Below are 20,703 nucleotides of genomic sequence, written 5' to 3'. Positions count from 1 at the left end.
CCGTCGGCCGGACGCTCGGGTGCGGACGGGCGTCCGGGGGCGGCCGGAGACCCGGGTGCGGACGGGCGGCCGGTGAGGGGCGGGCCTCCGGAGGCGGGCGAGGGCGGCCCGTCGGCGGAGGGACCGTCCCCGGCGTCGGGCTCGCAGATCGGGCACGGCCCCAGGTCCCCGCTCGCCAGGACACGGGAATCGGCCGGCACGGCCTCCGGCTTCCCCGCCACCAAGGGGCAGTCCGCGCGGTGGTACAGCGTGCCGCCCGGCACCATGAGCAGCTCGCCTCCGCCGGACGGGGGAGCGGGGGCCGCAGGCCGGGTCTCCTCGGCGTCCGCGGCCCCCGCGGCCACCAGCAGCCCGTACAGCTCCTCGACGCGGTCCGCCGCCGACGCGTCCCTGCCGTGGGCGAGCAGCACCGCCCCGGCGACGATCAGCGCCGCGCCGGGCACCGTGCAGGACGCGAGGTAGGGCAGCTGGCGCTCCGCGTACCGCTCGCCGGAGATCCCGTACCAGCCGACGACGCACAACACCGCTCCCGCGGCCAGGGCGGCCCAGCCGGCCCACAGGGCGGGGTGCACGCCACGCAGTCGAGCTGTCCGCATCCGGACCCCCACACGTCGGGTATCTGTCCAAGTCAGCCGATGGCTTGCACTATGCCTTCTGGAAGCTGACCCTGAAAGCAACGGGCGCTTTTGGCCCGGACCGACACCCGGTGGTGAGCCAGATGGTTCTCGGGAGCGACCTCAGGCGGGGGAACGTCAGGGCGATGGCGGGCGCGGCGGTCCTCGTCCTCGCCGCGGCCCTCACGGCATGCAGCGACAACGGCGGCGGCGGGAGTTCCGCGTCGCCCACCCCCTCGGCGGCACAGTCCACCGGCGTCCCGTCCGCCACGGCTCCGGCCGACCCGGCGGCGGCGCGCAAGGAGATCACGCAGAACTGGGAGAAGTTCTTCGACCCGGCCGTCCCCGTCAAGGAGAAGCAGGCCGTCCTGGAGAACGGCGACCAGCTCGCCCCGGTGCTCCAGGGCTTCAACGGCGACCAGCGCGGTCAGCAGGTGAAGGCCACGGTGAACAAGGTCGAGTTCACCTCGCCGAACCGGGCGGACGTGACCTACACACTGACCCTGAAGGGCGCGACCGCCCTGCCGAACGCCTCCGGCACGGCCGTCGAACAGAACGGCACCTGGAAGGTCTCCGTCAACACGCTCTGCGCGCTGGTCCAGCTCAGCGGCAACGGGTCGTCGAGCCCCGTCCCGGGCTGCTGACCCGCGGTGCGGCGCACAACGGCCGGCGCCGCCGCCGCGGGCCTGCTGCTCCTGCTCGGCACGGCCTGCGGCAGCCGGCTCCCGGAGAGCGACTTCGAGAACCCCGCCACGCCCACGCCCCGGCAGTCCGCCGCGCCGATCCGCGTCGGCATCATCAGCAGTGCCACCAGCCCCGTCGGAGCCGCCGCCTTCACCGGACCGCGTGACGGGGCGAAGGCCTTCTTCGACCGGCTCGACGCCCACGGCGGGATCGGCGGCCGGCCGGTAGAGGTACGGCTGTGCGACGACGGCGGCAGCGGTGTCGGCAACAGCGCGTGCGTGCACCGGCTGATCGACGAGGACAAGGTCGTCGCCCTCGTCGCCACCACCTCCCTCGACTACGCGGGCGCCCCCCAGGTCTCCCGCGCCGGGGTGCCCGACATCGGCGGCCAGCCCATCGGCGCCGCGTACGACACCTACCCGCACCTGTACGGGATCTACGGCAGCCTCGCGCCCCGCGAGGGCACGCCCGGCTGGAACGGGGAGCTCTACGGCGGCACCGAGGTCTACCGCTACTTCGAGCGCGTCCACGGAGCCCGTACCGCCGCCGTCGTCTCCTACAACCAGTCCGCCTCCGCCGCCTACGCCCGGCTGGTCACCCAGGGACTGAGGACCGAGGGCTACCGGGTCGTCACCGAACAGGTCGACTTCGCGCTGCCCGACTTCCGCGCCGCCGCGGCCGACCTCAAGGCCCAGGGCGCGCAGCTCGTCTTCGACGCCCTCGACACCCACGGCAACGCCCAGCTCTGCAAGGCCATGGACGACGTGGGCGCCCACGTCATCGCCAAGGTGACCAACGTCCAGAACTGGACCTCCACCGTGCCCCAGGACTACAAGGACGCGCCGCGCTGCCGCAACGCCCTGTGGGCCACGGGGTCGAGCCGCAACTACGAGGACGTCGGCGACCCCGCCGTACGGGAGTTCCGCGACGCGACCAAGGGGCTGCCGGAACACTCCCAGTGGCAGCTGGAGGGATGGGCCGCCGCACGGTGGTTCACGGACGCGGCGAAGTCCTGCCCCCCGTCCGGCGTCACCCGGGCCTGCGTCGACGCGTTCATGAACCGGGGCACGCCCTACACCGCCGGCGGGCTGCTGCTCCCCGTCACCTACGAGCGGCTGCCCGAGCCGCCGAAGACCCGGCGGACCTGTCTGTCGGTGGCCCGCTGGCGCGACGGCAAGGGCTGGGTCACCCAGGGCGACATGAACACGAACTGCTTCGTCGTACCGCAGATCGCCTACCGCCCCTGAGGACCGTCCCCTTGCGGACACTGGTTGTCCGCAAGCGCTGGCAGACTCGGCGCCATGTTGGAGACATCCGCACGACTGCTGCGCCTGCTCTCACTGCTCCAGGCCCACCGCGAATGGTCGGGCGCGGACCTCGCCGGACGGCTGGGCGTGACCGCGCGCACGGTCCGCCGTGACGTGGAGCGGCTGCGCGAGCTCGGCTATCCCGTCAACGCCACCCCGGGCACGGGCGGCGGCTACCAGCTCGGGGCGGGGGCCGAGCTGCCGCCGCTGCTCCTGGACGACGACGAGGCGGTCGCGGTGGCCGTGGGGCTGCGCACGGCGGCCGGGCAGGGCATCGAAGGCATCGGCGAGTCCTCCGTGCGCGCGCTCGCCAAGCTGGAACAGGTCCTGCCGAGCCGGCTGCGGCGCAGGGTCGGCGCGCTGAACGCCTTCACCGTGCCGATGCTGCGCGGCCCGCTGCCCTCGGCCGTCGACCCGGCCGTCCTCACCGAACTGGCCAACGCCTGCCGCGACAGCGAGCGGCTGCGGTTCGAGTACCGCGATCACGCGGGCACCGCGACCCGCCGGACCGTCGAGCCGTACCGGCTGGTGTGCACCGAGCACCGCTGGTACCTGGTCGCCTGGGACGTCGACCGCGAGGACTGGCGTACGTTCCGGGCCGACCGCGTCACGCCCCGGCCGCCGCACGGACCGCGCTTCACCCCCCGTACGCCACCGGCCGAGGACCTGGCCGCGTACGTCTCCAGGGGAGTCTCCACCGGCGTCTACGCCAGGGAAGCCGTGGTCCGGCTGCTGGTGCCGCTGGAGCGGGCCGCCGCGCGGATCTCGCCCTCGGCCGGGACCCTGGAGGCCGAGGGGGACGGCAGCTGCGTCCTGCGCGCCGGGGCGGCGACCCTCGACGTCCTGGTCATCCACGTGATGATGATGGGCTTCGAGTTCGAGGTCCTGGAGCCCGCCGAACTGCGCGACACGATCAGGACGGCCCGGGACCGGCTGTCCCGGGCACTGGAGCGTCCGGGGCCCGAGGGGCCGGGCCCCGAGGGTGAGGGGAAAGCGGTCCCGGCTGCGGTGCCGTAGGACGCGCCCCGGCGCCGGTGCCGGGGCCGGCGGCTCTCGTGCGGGGGTTCTGTGTTCGAAGCGTGCATTTCCTATGCGGCGTCAGCTTCCGCGGCGCGCGGCGGAATCAGGGGGACCGTAAGGGAAAAGCGCCGACGGGTGCGCGCCATCGCTCCGCCGGCCGCATTCCGCGGGGCTGTCGGGGGCTTCCGCGAGGTGACTCCGAATTACGTTCGAAGGCGTGCGGAACGCGTAAGCGGCCCCGCATACGGGTGATGCGGTTCGCCGAAACGCGTGTCGTGATCCTGTGACAGAAGCGTGACCGGCGGGGTACAGGTGACGCTTCGTCGCCGATCGGTCTTCCCCGGCCAGGGCGTGCCGCCTACCGTGGCGGTCATGGCATCCATTCCCCCCACGCGCCCGCAACCGCAGGACAGTCCGGAGAGCTACGTAGGCCTGGAGGCGAGCCGCGCGCAGGAGCGTGCGCGCGAGCGGGGCTGGGCGACGGTCCGCTCGCTGCCGCCCGGCGCGATCGTCACCATGGAGTATCTGGCGGGGCGACTGAACTTCGAGGTCACGGACGGTACGGTCACGCGCTGCTGGAAGGGCTGAGCGCCCGGCCCCGCGATGCGCGAAAGGCCCCCGGCTCGATCGAGCCGGGGGCCTTTCGCGGTGCGGGGAGAGGGCTGTGCGTACCGGCCCCGCGGTGGTCGGTTCAGCCGCCCGCGAGCGGGCGGGCCGACGCGGCACCGGCCGCCGCGCGCGCGGGACGGTCCGGGTGCGGCGGGCGGCGGCTGCCCGCCGGGGTCACCGGAGTGCGCTCCGAGCGGGCGGTGTGCGGGCCGGGGGCCAGGTGGACGGGGGACCGGGACGGGCGGGACGCGACGGGCTCGCGGGCCGGCACCTCGCTGTCCACCGCGGCGGGCCGCGGCGACAGGACCGGCGCGTGGACCGGGACGGGGGAGGTACGGCGGCCGCGGCGGTCGCGCCACAGGTCGCGCAGGGCGAAGATCCCGGCCTCGGAGCGGGCGATCAGCGGCTCGCACCAGGGCAGTGCCAGCAGGATCAGCAGGCCGGCGGCCCAGCCCAGCAGGACATCGCTCAGCCAGTGCGTACCCAGGTACACGGTGGTGAGGCCGACGCCGAGCGAGGTCACGGCGGACAGTGCCGAGAGCCAGCGTCTGGCCCTCGGGGTCGACGCCAGATAGGCCAGGATTCCCCAGGTCACGACGGCGTTGGCGGTGTGGCCCGAAGGAAATATATCGCCGCCCAGGCCCATCTCGTTCGAGCCGATGGTGATGGCGTAGTGCGGACCGAGGCGGCCCATGCCCAGCTTCGCGGCGCCCACGGTGATGTTGAGGAGCAGCAGGGACGCGCCCAGGGTGAGCAGCGGGCGCAGGGTGTGCTGGCGCCAGGAGCGCCAGCCCAGCCACGCGGCGACCATCACCGCGGTCGGGCCGCGCTGGCCGAGCACCACGTAGTAGTCCAGGAACGCGTGGATCCCCGGCCACTGCTGGTAGGGCCGGAAGAACATGACCTGCCAGTCGAACCGGACCAGCCACGACGTGATCGCCACGGCCCACACGATCGCCAGGTAGAAGGCCAGGGTCGCCGCGAAGAGCACGACCCTGTGCCGGCTCATCCTCGGCACATCGATGTGGGCCGGTCGTTCCGGCTCACGGTCCAGCCGGGCGAAGACCCGGTCCAGACGGGTGAGGTTTCGTTCGGTACGCACTCAATCGACGTTACAGCGAGTGAGCTGCGTTCCAGGCCGATTCACTCGGTTTGTGATGACGATGTGATGTGGGATTCCTCTCAGGATCATGTTTATTTCTAATGAATCGCTAATGCGGGAACGGCGGAGCCTTCAATTCCATTGATCGCCGAAGGGCTTCGAGTTTATGGCACTTTTATATTCGTTCACCGGGTGATGGCGTGGAATTCTCTGCCCGCTCACCGGTCCGGCGCGGGGTGCGGCCCGGCGGGTCAGGGAGGCCCGGACCCGTTCAGCCAGAACGCCCCGTACACCGCCGAGGCCACCGCCACGACCCCGATCACCAGCGCCGACCTGGAAGGACGCGACCGGGCCAGGGCTCTCGCGAGAGGGAACAGCAGCGGGAAGGCGGGCAGCAGGAGACGCGGCTTCGAGCCGAAGTAGCTCGACGCGCACAGGGCGAGGGCGACGACGATCCCGGTGTAGACCAGGAGCGCCGGCGGCTGTCCCTGGCGTACGCCCGTCACGTAGAGCGACAGCACCAGCGCGACCCCGAGGATCAGGGCGGCCCCGGCCAGGGCGGACGGGAGCGACGTGAACTTTTCGGCCACGAAGCGCCCGAACGCGTACCCGCCGTCGAAGCCGTTCCGCCAGCCCGCCTGGACGTCGAGATAGCCGAACGGGCCTCTGCCGGTGCGGTGCCCCACCCACAGCACGTAACCGGCGGCGCCGAGCGGCGCGATGATCATGGCCAGGGCGCGCCGCCACGGACGCGCGCCGTCCGTCCGGGGCGTGCTCCCGCCGTGCCGGTGTTCTCCCACGAATGCCGTAACCGCCGCCACCCACAGGGCCGCCACCACGGCCACCCCCACCGGCCGTGTCAGCCCCGCGAACGCGGCCAGCAGCCCCGCGGTGAGCCAGCGGCCGGTCAGCACCGCGTACAGCGACCACGCGGCCAGCGCCGTGAACAGTGACTCGCTGTACGCCATCGACTGCACGATCCCGACGGGCAGGACCGCCCACACCAGCGCCGCCCACACCCCCACCCGGCCGCCGTGGACATGATCGGCGACCGCGAAGATCCCCCACGCCGCGGCGAGCGAGGCCACCGCGGAGACCAGCAGGCCGGCGTCCGCGTACGACAGCGGTGACACCGCGTGCACGGTCCGCTCCAGCCACGGCAGCAGCGGGAAGAACGCGAGATTCGAGTGCACGTCACCGTTCGGGAGGCGGACCTCGTAGCCGTAGCCGAGATCGGCGACCCTGGTGTACCAGAGCGAGTCCCAGCGCCCCGACAGCAGCCGGTGCGCGCTCCTGCCCTCCGCCGCGCTCCACACGGCGAGCGTGACGAGGCCCAGCGCGCGCACGGCCGCGTACCCGAGCAGTGCGGGCGCGGCTCTGCGCAGGGCGCCCCCGGGGGGCGTCTCGGCGGGACTCTGCGGAGGGGTCACGGGCTCGATTATCGGCAGACCGCGGAACCGGCCGGCCGTCCGCGGCGTGTCGACATGCGGGTGGCGTGGCGTACGCCACATGCCTGGTCAGCGAACGTGAGAGGTCCGCCACGTGTCCGTGGGGAGAACTCGCGTACGCTGACGGCTCACTCGCCTTTGCTGCGTGGGCCCGGGACTCCGCTCTCCGGGCCGCAGCCCCAGGGAGTCCCCACCCTGCGGATCCGCAGAACGCGAGGGAACCTCTGGAGGTACGTACATGTCCGGGACGACCACGGCCGCCATGCGATGCCGTCGGGAGACCGGAGCCGGTGCCAACCGCTGGGTCGTCCTCGTCGTCCTGTGCGTCAGCCTGCTGCTGGTCGCCCTCGACGCCACCGTCCTCCATGTCGCGGTGCCCGCCGTCACCGAGGACCTGAAGCCCGGCGCGATCGAACTGCTCTGGATCGTCGACGTCTATCCGCTCGTCTGCGCCTCGCTCCTCATCCTCTTCGGCACGCTCGGTGACCGGATCGGACGCCGTCGGGTCCTCCTCCTCGGATACGCCCTGTTCGGCGTCGCCTCCGGCATCGCGGCCTTCTCCGGGAACGCCCAGCTCCTGATAGGCGCCCGCGCCCTGCTCGGCGTCGGCGGGGCGATGATCATGCCCGCGACGCTGTCGATCCTGCGCGAGGTCTTCCCCGACCGGCGCGAGCGGGCGCTGGCGATCGGCATCTGGAGCGCCGTGGCCGCCGTCGGCGCGGCCGTCGGGCCGCTCCTCGGCGGCTTCCTCCTCGAACACTTCTGGTGGGGATCGGTCTTCCTCGTCAACATCCCGCTGATGATCGTCAGCCTGCCGGTCGGTCGGCTGCTGCTGCCCGAGTCCCACGGCGACCGCGACGGCCCCTGGGACGTGGTCGGCGCGCTCATGGCCGCCGCCGGTCTGTTCGGGCTCGTCCTCGGCGTGAAGCGGCTCGGCGGCGGCGAGGCCCCGCTCGGCGCCTTCACCCTCGGCTCCCTGCTGGTCGGCGCGGTGCTGATGGCCGCGTTCGTACGACGGCAGCGGCGGCGCGCCCACCCCCTGGTCGACCTGCGCATGTTCGCCCGCCCGGCCTTCAGCACCTCGGTGGGCTGCATCGTCCTCGCGATGCTCGCCCTGGTGGGCCTCGAACTGATCGCCGCCCAGTACCTCCAGCTCGTACTCGGCCTGTCGCCGCTCCAGACCGGGCTGCGGCTGCTGCCGCTCACCGTCGCCGCGATGGCCGCGGGGCTCGCCGGGGCGAAGCTGCTGCGGAGGTTCGGGCCGCGCGCGATGGTCTCCTTCGGGTTCTGTCTCACCGCGGCGGCCGTGATCACGCTCACCGCGATGGGCGGGGACGACAACACCGGGCTGCTGCTCTTCGGCTTCGTGCTGCTCGGCTTCGGCCTGGAGACCACGCTCTTCGGGGCGTACGAGTCCATGCTGAGCGAGGCGCCGCAGGCGCAGTCGGGCGGTGCCGCGGCGATCGGCGAGACCTCGTACCAGCTGGGCGCCGGGATCGGCATCGCCCTGCTGGGGAGCGTGATGAACGCGGCGTACGCGCCGGGGCTGTCGTCCGTCCCCGGCGTCCGGGCGGCCGATTCCGCGGCGGCGGGGCACTCGCTGGGCGAGGCGTACCAGGTCGCCGACCGGCTCGGCGGCGCCTCCGGCAGCGCCCTGCGGCATGCCGCCCGGGACTCCTTCGTGCACGGGCTGCATGTGACGCTGCTGGTCAGCGCGGGGCTGTTGCTGCTGGGTGCGGTGATGGCGCTGCGGCTGCCGCGGATCATGGAATGCGGCACCGAGGCCCCGCCCCACACCGCCGGCCCCCCGACTCCGGCCCAGTCCGCCTTCCCCACCCCGGACCCCACCGCCATCCCGGCTCCCCGGGACACGGCAGGGACCCCGGACACCCGGATCTCCGCCTAGGCGTCAGGCGCCTCGGCTTTCGGCCCCGCGGGTGTGGCGGCGGCCTGCTTCTGGGGCGGGAGGCGCGTCGTGGTTGCTCGCGCAGTTCCCCGCGCCCCTGCGGGGGCGCCCCGTCAGGGGCGCGAGGAACTGCGCGGCCAAGTGATGGCGGGCCGCAGCCGCCCGCGGTCCGTGAGGGGCAGCCCCGTGGGCGTGTCTGGTGGGCGGCCGCCAGGCCGATGTGGCCTGGACTTGCGGGACAGCGCGTCGTAACGTCGGGCCCAGATCCTTAACTAGCGGTGCTAGTTGTCACCCCCCGCCGGAGGCTGTCGTATGTCCGCGTCCTCGAAGCTGCCGTCCTTCGACCCCGCCGACCCGCTCGGGCTCGACGACCTGCTGGACGCGGAGGACCTGGCGATCCGCGACACCGTGCGGACGTGGGCCGCCGACCGCGTCCTGCCGTACGTCGCCGACTGGTACGAGAAGGGCGAACTGCCCGGCATCCGGGAACTGGCCCGCGAGCTCGGCGGCATCGGCGCCCTCGGCATGTCGCTCCAGGGGTACGGGTGCGCCGGGGCCAGCGCCGTGCAGTACGGCCTCGCCTGTCTGGAGCTGGAGGCGGCCGACTCCGGCATCCGCTCGCTCGTCTCGGTGCAGGGCTCACTCGCCATGTACGCGATCCACCGGTTCGGCAGCGAGGAGCAGAAGCAGACCTGGCTGCCCCGGATGGCCTCCGGCGAGATCATCGGATGCTTCGGACTGACCGAGCCCGACCACGGCTCCGATCCCGCCTCCATGCGCACGCACGCCAAGCGCGACGGCGGTGACTGGGTCCTGAACGGCCGCAAGATGTGGATCACCAACGGCTCCGTCGCCGGTGTCGCCGTCGTCTGGGCGCAGACCGACGACGGCATCCGCGGCTTCGTCGTGCCCACCGACGTGCCCGGGTTCTCCGCCCCCGAGATCAAGCACAAGTGGTCCCTGCGGGCGAGCGTGACCAGCGAGCTCGTCCTCGACGACGTGCGGCTGCCGGCCGACGCCGTCCTGCCCGACGTCGTCGGCCTCAAGGGCCCGCTCGGCTGCCTCTCGCACGCGCGGTACGGGATCGTCTGGGGCGCGATGGGCGCGGCGCGCTCCAGCTTCGAGTCCGCCCTCGCCTACGCGAAGACGCGCGAGCAGTTCGGACGCCCCATCGGCGGCTTCCAGCTCACCCAGGCCAAACTCGCCGACATGGCCGTCGAACTGCACAAGGGAATCCTGCTCGCCCATCACCTGGGGCGCCGCATGGACGCGGGACGGCTCCGCCCCGAGCAGATCAGCTTCGGCAAACTCAACAACGTACGCGAGGCCATCGAGATCTGCCGTACCTCGCGCACGATCCTCGGTGCCAACGGGATCTCGCTCGAATACCCCGTCATGCGGCACGCCACGAACCTGGAGTCGGTGCTCACCTACGAGGGCACCGTCGAGATGCACCAGCTCGTGCTGGGCAAGGCGCTCACCGGGCTCGACGCCTTCAGGTGAAGGGCCCGGGCTTGAAGCCCCGGTGAGGCGGGGCCGGTGAGCGGCCCCGCCTCAGCTCTGGTTGAAGAAACCGTCCGTCTGACGGCTCGCGGCCTCGCCGCTGACGATCTCCGTGTGCGCCGGGGTCAGCAGGAAGACCCGGGTCGCCACCCGCTCGATCGTGCCGCGCAGGCCGAAGGTCAGGCCGGCCGCGAAGTCCACCACGCGCTTGGCGTCGGCGGCCTCCATGGACGTGAGGTTGATGATGACCGGAACGCCGTCCCGGAAGAGTTCGCCGATACCGCGTGCGTCCCGGAAGCTGTCCGGGGTGACCGTACCGATCCGGCGGCCCTTCTCCTCCGCCGTCTCGGAAGCAACCTTCACCCGCGGGTCGGTGACCCACGCGTCGCCGGAGTCCTGACCCTCGGCGTAGTCGTCGTCGTAGTAACGCTCGTCATCGTTGTCGTCGACGAGGCCAAGCCAGGCACTCGCCTTGCGCACCGATCCCATGGACGCCTCCTCTCACAGCGGTCTTTCGTGCTTCCGCATCCCCATGGTCGTCCATGATGCGGATGTCGCGCCAAGTGGATAGACGCCGCGTGGGGGTTTCGTGACGGTACTGGTGCACAGCGAATCCGTCGAGAGCCCGCGTCCCCCAAGGGTCGTACGGGGTAAGGCTGCTGACTGAGAGTGAAATATGATTTCTCTCGGCGACCGGGTGACGAGCGGGGCGTACGGGTGAACGGAAGGGTCGATACGATGCCCGACCGCAATGTCGTACAGGTCACGGGGGAGTGTCGTGTTCGGAATCGTGAGGCCCTGCGTCCACCGTCTCGGTGAGGGGCTCAAGACGCAGTGGATGGCGCATTTGTGCGGGCTGTGTCTCGCACTGCGCGGGGATCACGGCCAGTTCGCGCGGGTGGTCACCAACTACGACGGCCTGCTGATATCGGTTCTGACGGAGGCTCAGGCGGAAAGGGCGACGGGAGCGCGGCGCACCGCGGGGCCCTGTCCGCTGCGGGGCATGCGGACCGCCTCCGTCGCGCAGGGCGAGGGCGCGCGGCTCGCCGCCGCCGTCTCGCTGGTCCTCGCCTCGGCGAAGGTGCGCGACCATGTCGCCGACGGGGACGGCCTCCTCGCGCGCGGGCCGGTCGTGTTCGCGGCGCGCCGGGTGGCCACGAGCTGGGGCAGGGCGGGCGCCCGTACGGGAACCGCGGTGGGCTTCGACACCGCCGTGCTCGTCGACGCGGTGGACCGGCAGCTCGGGATCGAGGCGCTGGCCGGGCCCGGAACGCCGTTGCTGACCGTCACGGAACCCACCGAGACCGCCACCGCCGCCGCCTTCGCGCACACCGCCGTCCTCGCCGGCCGCCCCGGCAACGCCGCTCCGCTGGCCGAGGCGGGCCGGCTCTTCGGACGCCTCGCCCATCTGCTGGACGCCGTGGAAGACAGGGAGGCCGACGCGGCCGCGGGAGCCTGGAACCCGCTCACGGCCACCGGGACCCCGCTCACCGAGGCCCGCAGGCTCGCCGACGACGCCCTGCACGGGATACGGCTCGCCCTGCGCGAGGCCGAGTTCACCGACAGCGGGCTGGCCCACATGCTGCTCGTCCATGAACTGCGCCGCTCGGTGGACCGGGCGTTCGGCACGTCGGGGTGCGGGCACGCTGGGGGCGGAGCGCACGGCTCCGCCGGGTCCGGTGTCCTCCTCGACGCGACGGGCTCCGCACTGATGCCGGGGCCCGAGGGGTCCTTCGGGCCGCCCCAGCACGGCGGGAACCCGTACGCCGGCGGGGGCGGGAACCCCTTCGGCGGCGGACCCGTCCTTCCGCCGCCTCCCGGCAAGCGCGGATTCTGGGCGGGCTGCGCCGCGGCCGTCGGACTCTGCTGCACCTGCAAGCTGTGCTGCGCCGACCAGTACGAGGGCCCGTGGTCGCGCAAGAAGCGCGAAGGGTGCCTGAACAGCTGCGACTGCGACGGCGGTTGCTGCGACGCGTGTGAGTGCTGCGAGTGCTGCGAATGCTGTGAGTGCTGCGACTGCGGATGCTGACCGCGCGGGGGTGATGTCCCGTCATGACACGGGGCCTCTCCCGTACCCCGGTCAGGCGAGCCCGTGTGCAAGGGTTGATCACATGACGACGGACGCATCCGAGGACTGGAAGCACTGGCAGGAGCACCGTGTGGCGACGGTGTCCGCGCCGTACGGCCCGCTCGCCCTGATCGGGACCCACTGGATCGAGGACTATCCGGAGGGTCGACTTCCGGACATCCCCGGGCAATGGGCCGTCAAGGGCGACGGAGTGGCCCTGACGGCGCTGCCGGAGGAACGGCTCACGGTCGACGGCGAGCCGTTCACCGGGGACATCGTGCTGGACGCCGACTACGGGCCGGCGGGCGGCGCCCGGATCGGGCGCGGGGAGCGGCGGTTCGTCGTGCTGGTGCGCGAGGAGATCTGGGGCGTACGCGCCTACGACCCCGAGGCGCCCGCCCGGAAGGCCTTCGCGGGCATCGAGGCGACCCCGTACGACCCGCGGTGGTCGGTGCCCGGGCGGTTCACCCCGTACGGCGAGGGCCGTACCGTGCGCGTCGAGAACGCCGACGGAGTGACCCGCGGGCTCCCCCTCGGCGGGGTCCTCGCCTTCACCCTGGACGGACAGGACCTCACCCTCCAGGTGTCGGTGGAGAGCGACGGCTCGCTGTGGGCCGTGTTCGCCGACACCACCAGCGGGGACGGCAGTTACCGCTTCCGGTTCCTGCGTCCGGAGGCGCCCGACGCCGAGGGCCGCACGACGGTGGACTTCAACCGGACCGTGCTCCCGCCGTGCGCGTTCGCCGATCATTTCGTCTGCCCGTTCCCGCCGCCCGGAAATACGCTGCGCGTCGCCGTCGCCGCGGGGGAGCGCCGACTGGCCTGAGACCCCCGTGACTTCCGAGGGCGCCGGGGGAACCCGGCGCCCTCAGTGGTCCGATGATCAACCTCCATTGCGTGAGAGCAAGTTGAACGCTGCACGGCCGAAAGGTGCCCTTGCGTCTGTCGGCCGCACAGCCGAATACTCCCCATCAGCGCTTGTCAGGGGCATGGCTTGTTCGGAATCCGGACGAGCGGCTCCCGGCTGCGCCTCACGGGCCCCGACCCCACGAGATGGGGCCCCTTACTTCCCTTCGGAGGAATGAAACGTGAGGATCAAGCGCACAACCCCCCGTGGTGGCATCGCGAGACGGAGCCGGCTGATCGCCGTGGCCACCGGACTCGTCGCCGCCGCAGCGTTCGCGGTCCCCAGCGCGAACGCGTCCGACGCCCACACGTTCAGTGCGACCCAGCTGAGCAGCGCAGGGAAGTCGGTGCTCAAGTCCGACATAGCGGGCACCGCCTGGGCCGTCGACGCCAAGACGAACCGCGTGGTCGTCACCGTCGACAGCACGGTCTCGAAGGCGGAGATCGCGCAGATCAAGCGGGAGGCGGGCGGCAACGCCGGCGCGCTCACCATCAAGCACACCGCGGGCACCTTCAAGAAACTGATCACCGGCGGCGACGCCATCTACGGCGGCGCCTACCGCTGTTCGCTCGGCTTCAACGTGCACAGCGGGAGCACCTACTACTTCCTGACCGCAGGCCACTGCGGTCAGGTCGCCTCCACCTGGTACTCCAACTCGGGCCACACCACGACGCTGGGCACGAACGTCAGCTACAGCTTCCCGACCAACGACTTCGCGCTGGTCCGCTACACCAACTCCTCGGTCGCGCACCCGAGCGCGGTCGGCAGCCAGACGATCAGCAGCGCGGCCACGCCCAGCGTGGGCACCACGGTCTACCGGCGCGGCTCGACCACCGGCACCCACAGCGGCAGGGTCACCGCTCTGAACGCCACGGTCAACTACGGCAGCGGCGACATCGTCTACGGCATGATCCAGACCACGGTCTGCGCCGAGGGCGGCGACAGCGGCGGCCCGCTGTACGGCGGCAGCGTGGCGTACGGTCTGACCTCCGGCGGCAGCGGCGACTGCACCTCCGGCGGCACGACCTTCTTCCAGCCGGTCACCGAGGCGCTCAGCTACTACGGCGTGAGCGTCGGCTGACCGTCCGGCCGCGCGAAGGACCGGCCGCTCCATCGACTCGTCGACTCCTCGACCGGTCGACCCATGAGGCCGGCACCCCCCACGGGTTTCCGCGCGGCCGGACCCACGGCAAGCGGTTCGGCAGGCGAGCCCCCGCACGCAACCAGCGTGCGGGGGCTCGCCCTTGTCCCGGTGGCGGACGGCCGGCCGTTCCCGAGCGGGCCCCGGATCCGCAACACATCCCTGTCCGTGGCGAGTCGGCCGATCCCCGGCAGCCCCGGTCGGCCGGACCCGACGCTCCGCCCGAGGGCGATATCAAGACAGGCGGAATCCCGTACGCCGTGGAGGTGCGGTGTGCACGCGGTGTTTGCTGTGCGAATCCACGGGTGTGACCACCGCACGGTCACGACGTAGAACACGTACGGCTGTTGTCGTACGGACGTCCTGAAGTCGACCTTGTGTGTTCCCTGTGCGTCTCGGAATAGTGGTCGAGGAACAACTGGCATGGACGCGACGGTACGGACTTTTCGCCGTGCTCGGAGCCCATGTTCGTACGCCTTCCGGTCCCCGAGGTCCCCACAACCTCCCGGACCGACCCCCCACAGGAGGACGTGAGTTGAAGCACCGACGTATAGCGAAGCGGCGTGCCCTCGTGACCGGCGCGGGCATCGCCGCGCTGATCGCCGCCGGAGTGACCTTCCAGACTGCGAACGCCAGCGAGGTCCCGAAGAACCCCGAGCCGCACACCCTCTCCGTCACCGCGGCCGGAAAGCTCGCCTCGGCCCTCGGTGAGAATCTGGGGAACGGGGTCGCGGGAACGTACTACGACGCGAAGTCCCGGCACCTCGTCGTCAACGTGCTCGACGAGAGCGCGGCCCACGCGGTCGCGGCGGCCGGGGCGAGGCCGAGGATCGTCGAGAACTCCCTCGCCGAGCTGGCGAGCGCCCGCGCCACGCTCAAGAAGAGCGCGACCGTCCCCGGTACGTCCTGGGCGACCGACCCGCGGACCGACAAGGTCGTCGTCACCGCCGACCGCACGGTCTCCGACGCCCAGTGGGCCAGACTGACCAAGGTCGTCGACGGTCTCGGCGCCAAGGCCGAACTCCGGCGGACGAAGGGGGAGTTCAAGCCCTTCATCGCCGGCGGAGACGCCATCAGCGGTTCCGGCGGGCGCTGTTCGCTCGGCTTCAACGTGGTCAAGGGCGGCCAGCCGTACTTCATCACCGCCGGGCACTGCACCGAGGCGATCTCCACCTGGTCGGACTCCAGCGGCAAGCAGATCGGCACGAACGAGCAGTCCAGCTTCCCCGACAACGACTTCGGTCTGGTCAAGTACACGGCGACCACGGATCACCCGAGCGAGGTCGACCTCTACAACGGCTCCACGCAGCCCATCACCAAGGCGGGCGACGCCACCGTCGGCATGAAGGTGACCCGCAGCGGCTCCACGACCCATGTGCACGACGGCACGGTCAAGGGCCTGGACGCCACCGTGAACTACGGCAACGGCGATGTCGTCAACGGTCTCATCCAGACCGACGTCTGCGCCGAGCCCGGCGACAGCGGCGGCTCGCTCTTCTCCGGCGACACCGCGATCGGCCTCACCTCCGGCGGCAGCGGCGACTGCACCGCGGGCGGCGAGACCTTCTTCCAGCCGGTGACCGAGGCGCTCTCGGCCTTCGGCGCCCAGATCGGCTGACGGCCTTCGGAGTACCGGGCCGCCGACTGCCTTCCCGGCCGGCCTTCCCGGGAGGGCGGAGCCCCGTCCCCGCGCGTGTCGCGGGGGCGGGGCTCCCGGCGTTCCCGCAGGTGGCACCGGGTCCGGGCGGATGTCGTACAAGCGTTCGAGAATTGGTCTATGGTGGGGGTGGGATAGATGGGAACGAATGTTCGAGAGCCGTAAAGGCTCACAGGTCGGGAGGTGTGCGTGCCGGGATTCACGCATCTGCACACCGCCTCCGGGTTCTCCCTGCGGTACGGGGCCTCGCACCCGGAGCGCCTCGCCGAGCGCGCCTCCGAGCGGGGCATGGACGCCCTCGCGCTCACCGACCGGGACACCCTCGCGGGCTCGGTCCGGTTCGCCAAGGCCTGCGCGAAGGCGGGCATCCGACCGCTGTTCGGCGTGGACCTCGCGGTCGGGGAGTCCGTACGGGGGGAGCGCCGCCGCACCCCGGTGCGCGGCGGCGCCTTCGTCGACGAGTCGGCACCCCGCGCGACCTTCCTCGCCCGGGACGGCGCCGCCGGCTGGGCCGACCTGTGCAGAATCGTCACGGCGACCCACGCGGGCGGCAAGGCGGACGGCCCCCCGCTGCTGCCCTGGCCCGACAACCACGCCGAAGGCCTCACCGTGCTGCTCGGCCCCGGCTCCGACGTCGGCCGCGCGCTCGCCGCGGGCCGCCCCGACCGCGCGGCCGTGCTGCTCGCGCCCTGGCGGGAGATCTACGGCGACGCCCTGCGCCTCGAAGCCGTCTGGCACGGCCGCCAGGGCACCGGCCCCGGCTCCCTGCGCCTGGCCGCCCGCACGGTCGGCTTCGCCGCCGAGCAGCGGGTGCGCCCCGTGCTCAGCAACGCCGTCCGGTACGCCGACGCGGGACTCGGCCCCGTCGCCGACGTCCTGGACGCCGCCCGCCGGCTCGTCCCCGTCGACCCCCGCGGCGAGCTGGACTCCGGCGAGGCCTGGCTCAAGGACGAGGCCGCCATGCTGGCCGCCGCCGAGCGGATCGTCGAGGCGGCGGGCTACCGCCGTGACACCGCGCTCCGGCTGCTCGAACAGACACGGGCCACCGCCGCCGCCTGCCGCGTCGACCCCGAGGACGACCTCGGCATCGGCGGCGTCCGCTTCCCGGAACCGCACCTCGTCGGCGCGGACCGGCGCACCGCCCAGCGCGTCCTCGCCTCGCGCGCGGCGGCGGGCATGGTGCTGCGCGGCTACGCCGACCGCCGCGACTACTGGGAGCGGATGCACCACGAGCTGGACATCATCGCCCACCACAACTTCGCCTCCTACTTCCTGACGGTCGCTCAGGTCGTGGACGACGTACGGAAGATGGGCATCCGGGTCGCGGCCCGAGGCTCCGGGGCCGGCTCCCTGGTGAACCATCTCCTCGGCATCGCGCACGCCGACCCCGTCGAGCACCGGCTGCTGATGGAACGCTTCCTGTCCAAGCGCCGCCCGGTGCTGCCCGACATCGACATCGACGTGGAGTCCGCCCGCCGTCTGGAGGTCTACCGCGCGATCATCGGCCGGTTCGGCACCGAACGGGTCGCGACCGTCTCCATGCCCGAGACCTACCGCGTCCGGCACGCCGTCCGTGACGTGGGCGCCGCCCTCTCGCTGGACCCGGCCGAGATCGACCGGATCGCCAAGGCCTTCCCGCACATCCGGGCCCGTGACGCCCGTCTGGCCATGAAGGAACTCCCCGAACTGCGTGAGCTGGCGAGGGAGAAGGACAGGTACGGCAGGCTGTGGGACCTCGTCGAATCCCTCGACGCCCTCCCGCGCGGTATCGCCATGCACCCGTGCGGGGTGCTCCTCTCCGACGCCTCCCTGCTCGCCCGCACGCCGGTCGTGCCGACCAGCGGCGAGGGCCTGCCCATGTCGCAGTTCGACAAGGAGGACGTCGAGGACCTCGGTCTGCTCAAGCTCGACGTGCTGGGCGTGCGGATGCAGTCCGCGATGGCGCACGCGGTGGCCGAGGTGGAGCGGGCCACGGGGGACCGGCCGGACATCGACGCGGTGGCGCCGGGCGACCCGGCGACGTACCGGCTGATCCGGTCCACCGAGACGCTGGGCTGCTTCCAGATCGAGTCGCCGGGCCAGCGCGACCTGGTCGGACGGCTCCAGCCCGCGACCTTCCACGACCTCGTCGTCGACATCTCGCTCTTCCGGCCGGGGCCGGTCGCCGCCGACATGGTGCGGCCGTTCATCGAGGCACGGCACGGCCGGGCGCCGGTCCGCTACCCCCACCCGGATCTGGAGGGGCCCCTGAAGGAGACGTACGGAGTCGTCGTCTTCCACGAGCAGATCATCGACATCGTCGACATCATGACCGGCTGCGGACGCGACGAGGCGGACCGGGTGCGGCGCGGACTGTCCGACCCCGAGTCGCAGGGGCGCATCCGGTTCTGGTTCGCCCAGCACGCGGCGGTCAAGGGGTACGACACCGAGACCATCGCGCGCACCTGGGAGATCGTCGAGGCCTTCGGGTCGTACGGCTTCTGCAAGGCGCACGCCGTCGCCTTCGCCGTCCCGACGTACCAGTCGGCGTGGCTGAAGGCCCACCATCCGGCCGCCTTCTACGCGGGGCTGCTCACGCACGACCCCGGGATGTATCCGAAGCGGCTGCTGCTGGCGGACGCGCGGCGGCGCGGGGTGCCGATCCTGCCGCTGGACGTGAACCGGTCGGCGGTCGCCCATCGTATCGAACTGGTGTCCGATCCGAAGGGGGACGGTCCCGCCGGTTCCTCCGTCTCCCGCGGCCGGTGGGGTGTCCGGCTGGCGCTCTCCGACGTGCACGGCATCAGCGAGGCCGAGGCGGCGCGGATCGCGGACGGGCAGCCGTACGCCTCGCTGCTCGACTTCTGGGAACGGGCCCGGCCGAGCCGGCCGCTCGCCCAGCGGCTCGCGCAGGTCGGCGCGCTGGACGCGTTCGGCGCCAACCGCCGTGATCTCCAACTGCACCTGACCGAACTGCACCGCGGGTCCCGGGGCGCGGGCGGCGGCCAACTCCCTTTGTCCGGCGGGCGGAACACCGCCTCCGCCGGGCTGCCCGACCTGTCCCCGGCGGAACGGCTGAGCGCCGAACTGGGCGTGCTCTCGATGGACGCCTCGCGCAATCTGATGGACGATCACCGCGCGTTCCTGGGAGAGCTGGGCGTGGTCACGGCCCGTCGGCTGCGCGAGGCCCGGCACGGCGAGACGGTCCTGGTCGCGGGCGCCAAGGCGGCCACCCAGACCCCGCCGATCCGGTCCGGCAAGCGGGTCATCTTCAGCACGTTGGACGACGGGACGGGCCTGGTCGACCTCGCCTTCTTCGACGACTCCCACGACGCCTGCGCCCACACCGTCTTCCACTCCTGGCTGCTGCTCGTACGCGGAGTGGTGCAGCGCCGCGGCCCGCGCAGCCTCAGCGTGGTGGGCGCGGCGGCCTGGAATCTCGCCGAACTGGCCGAACTGCGCGCCGAGGGCGGTCTCGACGTGGTGGCGGCGCGCCTGGCCGAGCCCGCGCCGGAACGGCCGAAGAGGCAGGGGGAGCGGGGCAGTTCGGGAGAGGAGCCGGGGGAGCCGGACGGGCGGGGAGGTCCGCGGGGGCCGCGGCGGCTCGAACCGTCCGGTGACGGCGGTCCGTCCGATGGTGGCGGTCCGTCCGGGGGCGGCCGGACGATCCGGATGCCAACGGGGTACGAGATGCACCCCTGGGCCGATCTGCGTCCCGCGGGCGAAGGTCCCGCGGGTGGGAAGAAGTTGTGGCACCAGAGTCCGGGGAGTGCGGGATGACCGTCCTTTGTGTACGTTTCCAGCTGCCTCCGCTGGACGAGGCCGCCCTGCCCCGGCTCCTCGGCGTCCTGGAGGAGTTCACCCCCGTCGTCGAGGCGCTGCCGCCCGACGCGGCCCTGCTCGATCTGCGGGGTGCCGAGCGCTACTTCGGGCGCGGCGCCGTCGAGTTCGCCTCGCTGATCCGGGTGCGGGCGCTCGCCCTGTACGGGACCGACTGCGTGATCGGCGCCGGGCCCGGGCCGATGCTCGCGCGGATGGCGCTGCGGGACGCCGTGCCCGGGGTGCCCCGGGTGGTGCCCGAAGAACCGGACGCCGTCACGGAGTTCCTCGCCGGCCGGCCCGTCGCCGCGCTGCCCGGTGTCGGCGGCGCCACCGCCCGCACCCTGTGCGAGTACGGCCTCGACACCATCGGCAAGGTCGCGGCCGCGCCCCTGTCCACGCTCCAGCGTCTCACCGGTGTCCGGCCCGGCCGTGAACTGCGCGAGAAGGCGTCCGGCATCGACCGCGGCCGGGTCGTGCCGAACGCCACCTCGCAGTCCCTGGCCGCCGAACACCCCTTCTCGTACGACGAGTTGGATCCCTCCATGCATCGCCGGGCCCTGCTCTCCACGGCCGGGGAGCTCGGTACCCGGCTGCGCTCCCTGGAGAAGGTCTGCCGCACGCTGACCCTCACCGTGCGGTACGCCGACCGCTCCGCGACCGTCCGCAGCCGTACCCTCAGGGAGCCCACCGCCCACTCCGCGACGCTGACCGGCACCGCGTACCGGATGTACGAGGCGCTCGGCCTCCAGCGGGCCCGGGTCCGGGTGATCGCCCTGCGGGCCGAGGGCCTGACCCCCGCGGCGCAGGCCTCCCGTCAGCTCACCTTCGACCCGGTCGACGAGAAGGTCCGCCGTATCGAGGAGGTCGCCGACCGGGCGCGGGCGAAGTTCGGCCCGCATGTGATCGGCCCCGGGACGCTGGCCGCCTGAGCCGAGG

15 protein-coding genes and 1 pseudogene are annotated in these 20,703 nt (G+C 72.5%); 12 read left to right on the top strand and 4 right to left on the bottom strand.

The features are described 5' to 3' along the window. Positions 1 to 125 precede the first annotated feature (125 nt). Positions 126 to 596: pseudogene (locus tag ACFWI4_RS26515) on the bottom strand (hypothetical protein); the annotation flags it as partial. A 122-nt stretch (positions 597 to 718) separates the two neighbouring features. On the opposite strand from ACFWI4_RS26515, the gene ACFWI4_RS26510 reads away from it, so the two are divergent. The 4 genes from ACFWI4_RS26510 (at position 719) to ACFWI4_RS26495 (ending at position 4,213) form a co-directional block, all read left to right on the top strand. Next, complete coding sequence (locus ACFWI4_RS26510; protein ID WP_387200825.1) at positions 719 to 1,258, top strand: hypothetical protein; 540 nt, start codon at positions 719 to 721, stop codon at positions 1,256 to 1,258. Between the two features lie 6 nt (positions 1,259 to 1,264). After that, a complete protein-coding gene (locus ACFWI4_RS26505; protein ID WP_387200822.1) occupies positions 1,265 to 2,545 on the top strand; it encodes an ABC transporter substrate-binding protein in 1,281 nt (426 codons plus the stop codon). 54 nt (positions 2,546 to 2,599) lie between these two features. After that, positions 2,600 to 3,622, top strand: coding sequence for a helix-turn-helix transcriptional regulator (locus ACFWI4_RS26500; protein WP_387200819.1), 1,023 nt, complete (start codon positions 2,600 to 2,602; stop codon positions 3,620 to 3,622). A gap of 375 nt (positions 3,623 to 3,997) precedes the next feature. Beyond that, positions 3,998 to 4,213 carry an I78 family peptidase inhibitor gene (locus ACFWI4_RS26495; RefSeq protein WP_385406917.1) on the top strand — a complete coding sequence of 72 codons (216 nt, stop codon included), beginning with the start codon at positions 3,998 to 4,000 and terminating at the stop codon, positions 4,211 to 4,213. 103 nt (positions 4,214 to 4,316) lie between these two features. Here ACFWI4_RS26495 and ACFWI4_RS26490 read toward each other — a convergent pair whose 3' ends face one another. Then, the gene (locus ACFWI4_RS26490; RefSeq protein WP_387200816.1) at positions 4,317 to 5,336 is read right to left on the bottom strand and encodes a phosphatase PAP2 family protein; all 1,020 of its coding nucleotides are present in this window, start codon (positions 5,334 to 5,336) and stop codon (positions 4,317 to 4,319) included. A 251-nt stretch (positions 5,337 to 5,587) separates the two neighbouring features. After that, the gene (locus ACFWI4_RS26485) at positions 5,588 to 6,766 is read right to left on the bottom strand and encodes a mannosyltransferase family protein (protein WP_387200813.1); all 1,179 of its coding nucleotides are present in this window, start codon (positions 6,764 to 6,766) and stop codon (positions 5,588 to 5,590) included. 256 nt (positions 6,767 to 7,022) lie between these two features. On the opposite strand from ACFWI4_RS26485, the gene ACFWI4_RS26480 reads away from it, so the two are divergent. After that, positions 7,023 to 8,690: an MFS transporter gene (locus tag ACFWI4_RS26480; RefSeq protein WP_387200810.1), complete on the top strand. Its 1,668-nt coding sequence runs from the start codon at positions 7,023 to 7,025 to the stop codon at positions 8,688 to 8,690. A gap of 312 nt (positions 8,691 to 9,002) precedes the next feature. Continuing rightward, positions 9,003 to 10,193, top strand: a complete 1,191-nt coding sequence (locus ACFWI4_RS26475) for an acyl-CoA dehydrogenase family protein (RefSeq protein WP_387200808.1) — start codon at positions 9,003 to 9,005, stop codon at positions 10,191 to 10,193. Between the two features lie 51 nt (positions 10,194 to 10,244). Here ACFWI4_RS26475 and ACFWI4_RS26470 read toward each other — a convergent pair whose 3' ends face one another. Beyond that, entirely contained in the window at positions 10,245 to 10,682 is a 438-nt protein-coding gene (locus ACFWI4_RS26470) for a cell division protein SepF (RefSeq protein ID WP_387200805.1), read from the bottom strand. Between the two features lie 289 nt (positions 10,683 to 10,971). Between ACFWI4_RS26470 and ACFWI4_RS26465 the strand changes: the two genes are divergently transcribed. The 6 genes from ACFWI4_RS26465 to ACFWI4_RS26440 all read left to right on the top strand — a co-directional run bounded on the left by ACFWI4_RS26465 (position 10,972) and on the right by ACFWI4_RS26440 (position 20,696). Then, positions 10,972 to 12,222 (top strand): DUF5685 family protein, encoded by a 1,251-nt coding sequence (locus tag ACFWI4_RS26465; RefSeq protein ID WP_387200802.1) that lies wholly within the window; start codon positions 10,972 to 10,974, stop codon positions 12,220 to 12,222. Positions 12,223 to 12,304: 82 nt separating this feature from the next. After that, positions 12,305 to 13,087, top strand: coding sequence for a DUF1684 domain-containing protein (locus tag ACFWI4_RS26460; RefSeq protein WP_387200799.1), 783 nt, complete (start codon positions 12,305 to 12,307; stop codon positions 13,085 to 13,087). Positions 13,088 to 13,349: 262 nt separating this feature from the next. Further along, the gene (locus tag ACFWI4_RS26455) at positions 13,350 to 14,249 is read left to right on the top strand and encodes a S1 family peptidase (RefSeq protein ID WP_387200796.1); all 900 of its coding nucleotides are present in this window, start codon (positions 13,350 to 13,352) and stop codon (positions 14,247 to 14,249) included. 595 nt (positions 14,250 to 14,844) lie between these two features. Continuing rightward, entirely contained in the window at positions 14,845 to 15,927 is a 1,083-nt protein-coding gene (locus ACFWI4_RS26450) for a S1 family peptidase (RefSeq protein ID WP_387200793.1), read from the top strand. Positions 15,928 to 16,155: 228 nt separating this feature from the next. Then, on the top strand, positions 16,156 to 19,725 hold the full coding sequence (locus ACFWI4_RS26445) for a DNA polymerase III subunit alpha (RefSeq protein WP_387200790.1): 3,570 nt from the start codon (positions 16,156 to 16,158) through the stop codon (positions 19,723 to 19,725). Further along, on the top strand, positions 19,722 to 20,696 hold the full coding sequence (locus ACFWI4_RS26440) for a hypothetical protein (RefSeq protein ID WP_387200787.1): 975 nt from the start codon (positions 19,722 to 19,724) through the stop codon (positions 20,694 to 20,696). The genes ACFWI4_RS26445 and ACFWI4_RS26440 overlap by 4 nt, the downstream gene beginning before the upstream one ends. Positions 20,697 to 20,703: the final 7 nt, after the last annotated feature.

The sequence above is a fragment of the Streptomyces sp. NPDC127038 genome, assembly GCF_042725875.1.
Classification (GTDB): domain Bacteria; phylum Actinomycetota; class Actinomycetes; order Streptomycetales; family Streptomycetaceae; genus Streptomyces.
Note: the sequence above shows the minus strand (reverse complement) of the source record. Positions and strands in the feature narration are given on the sequence as shown.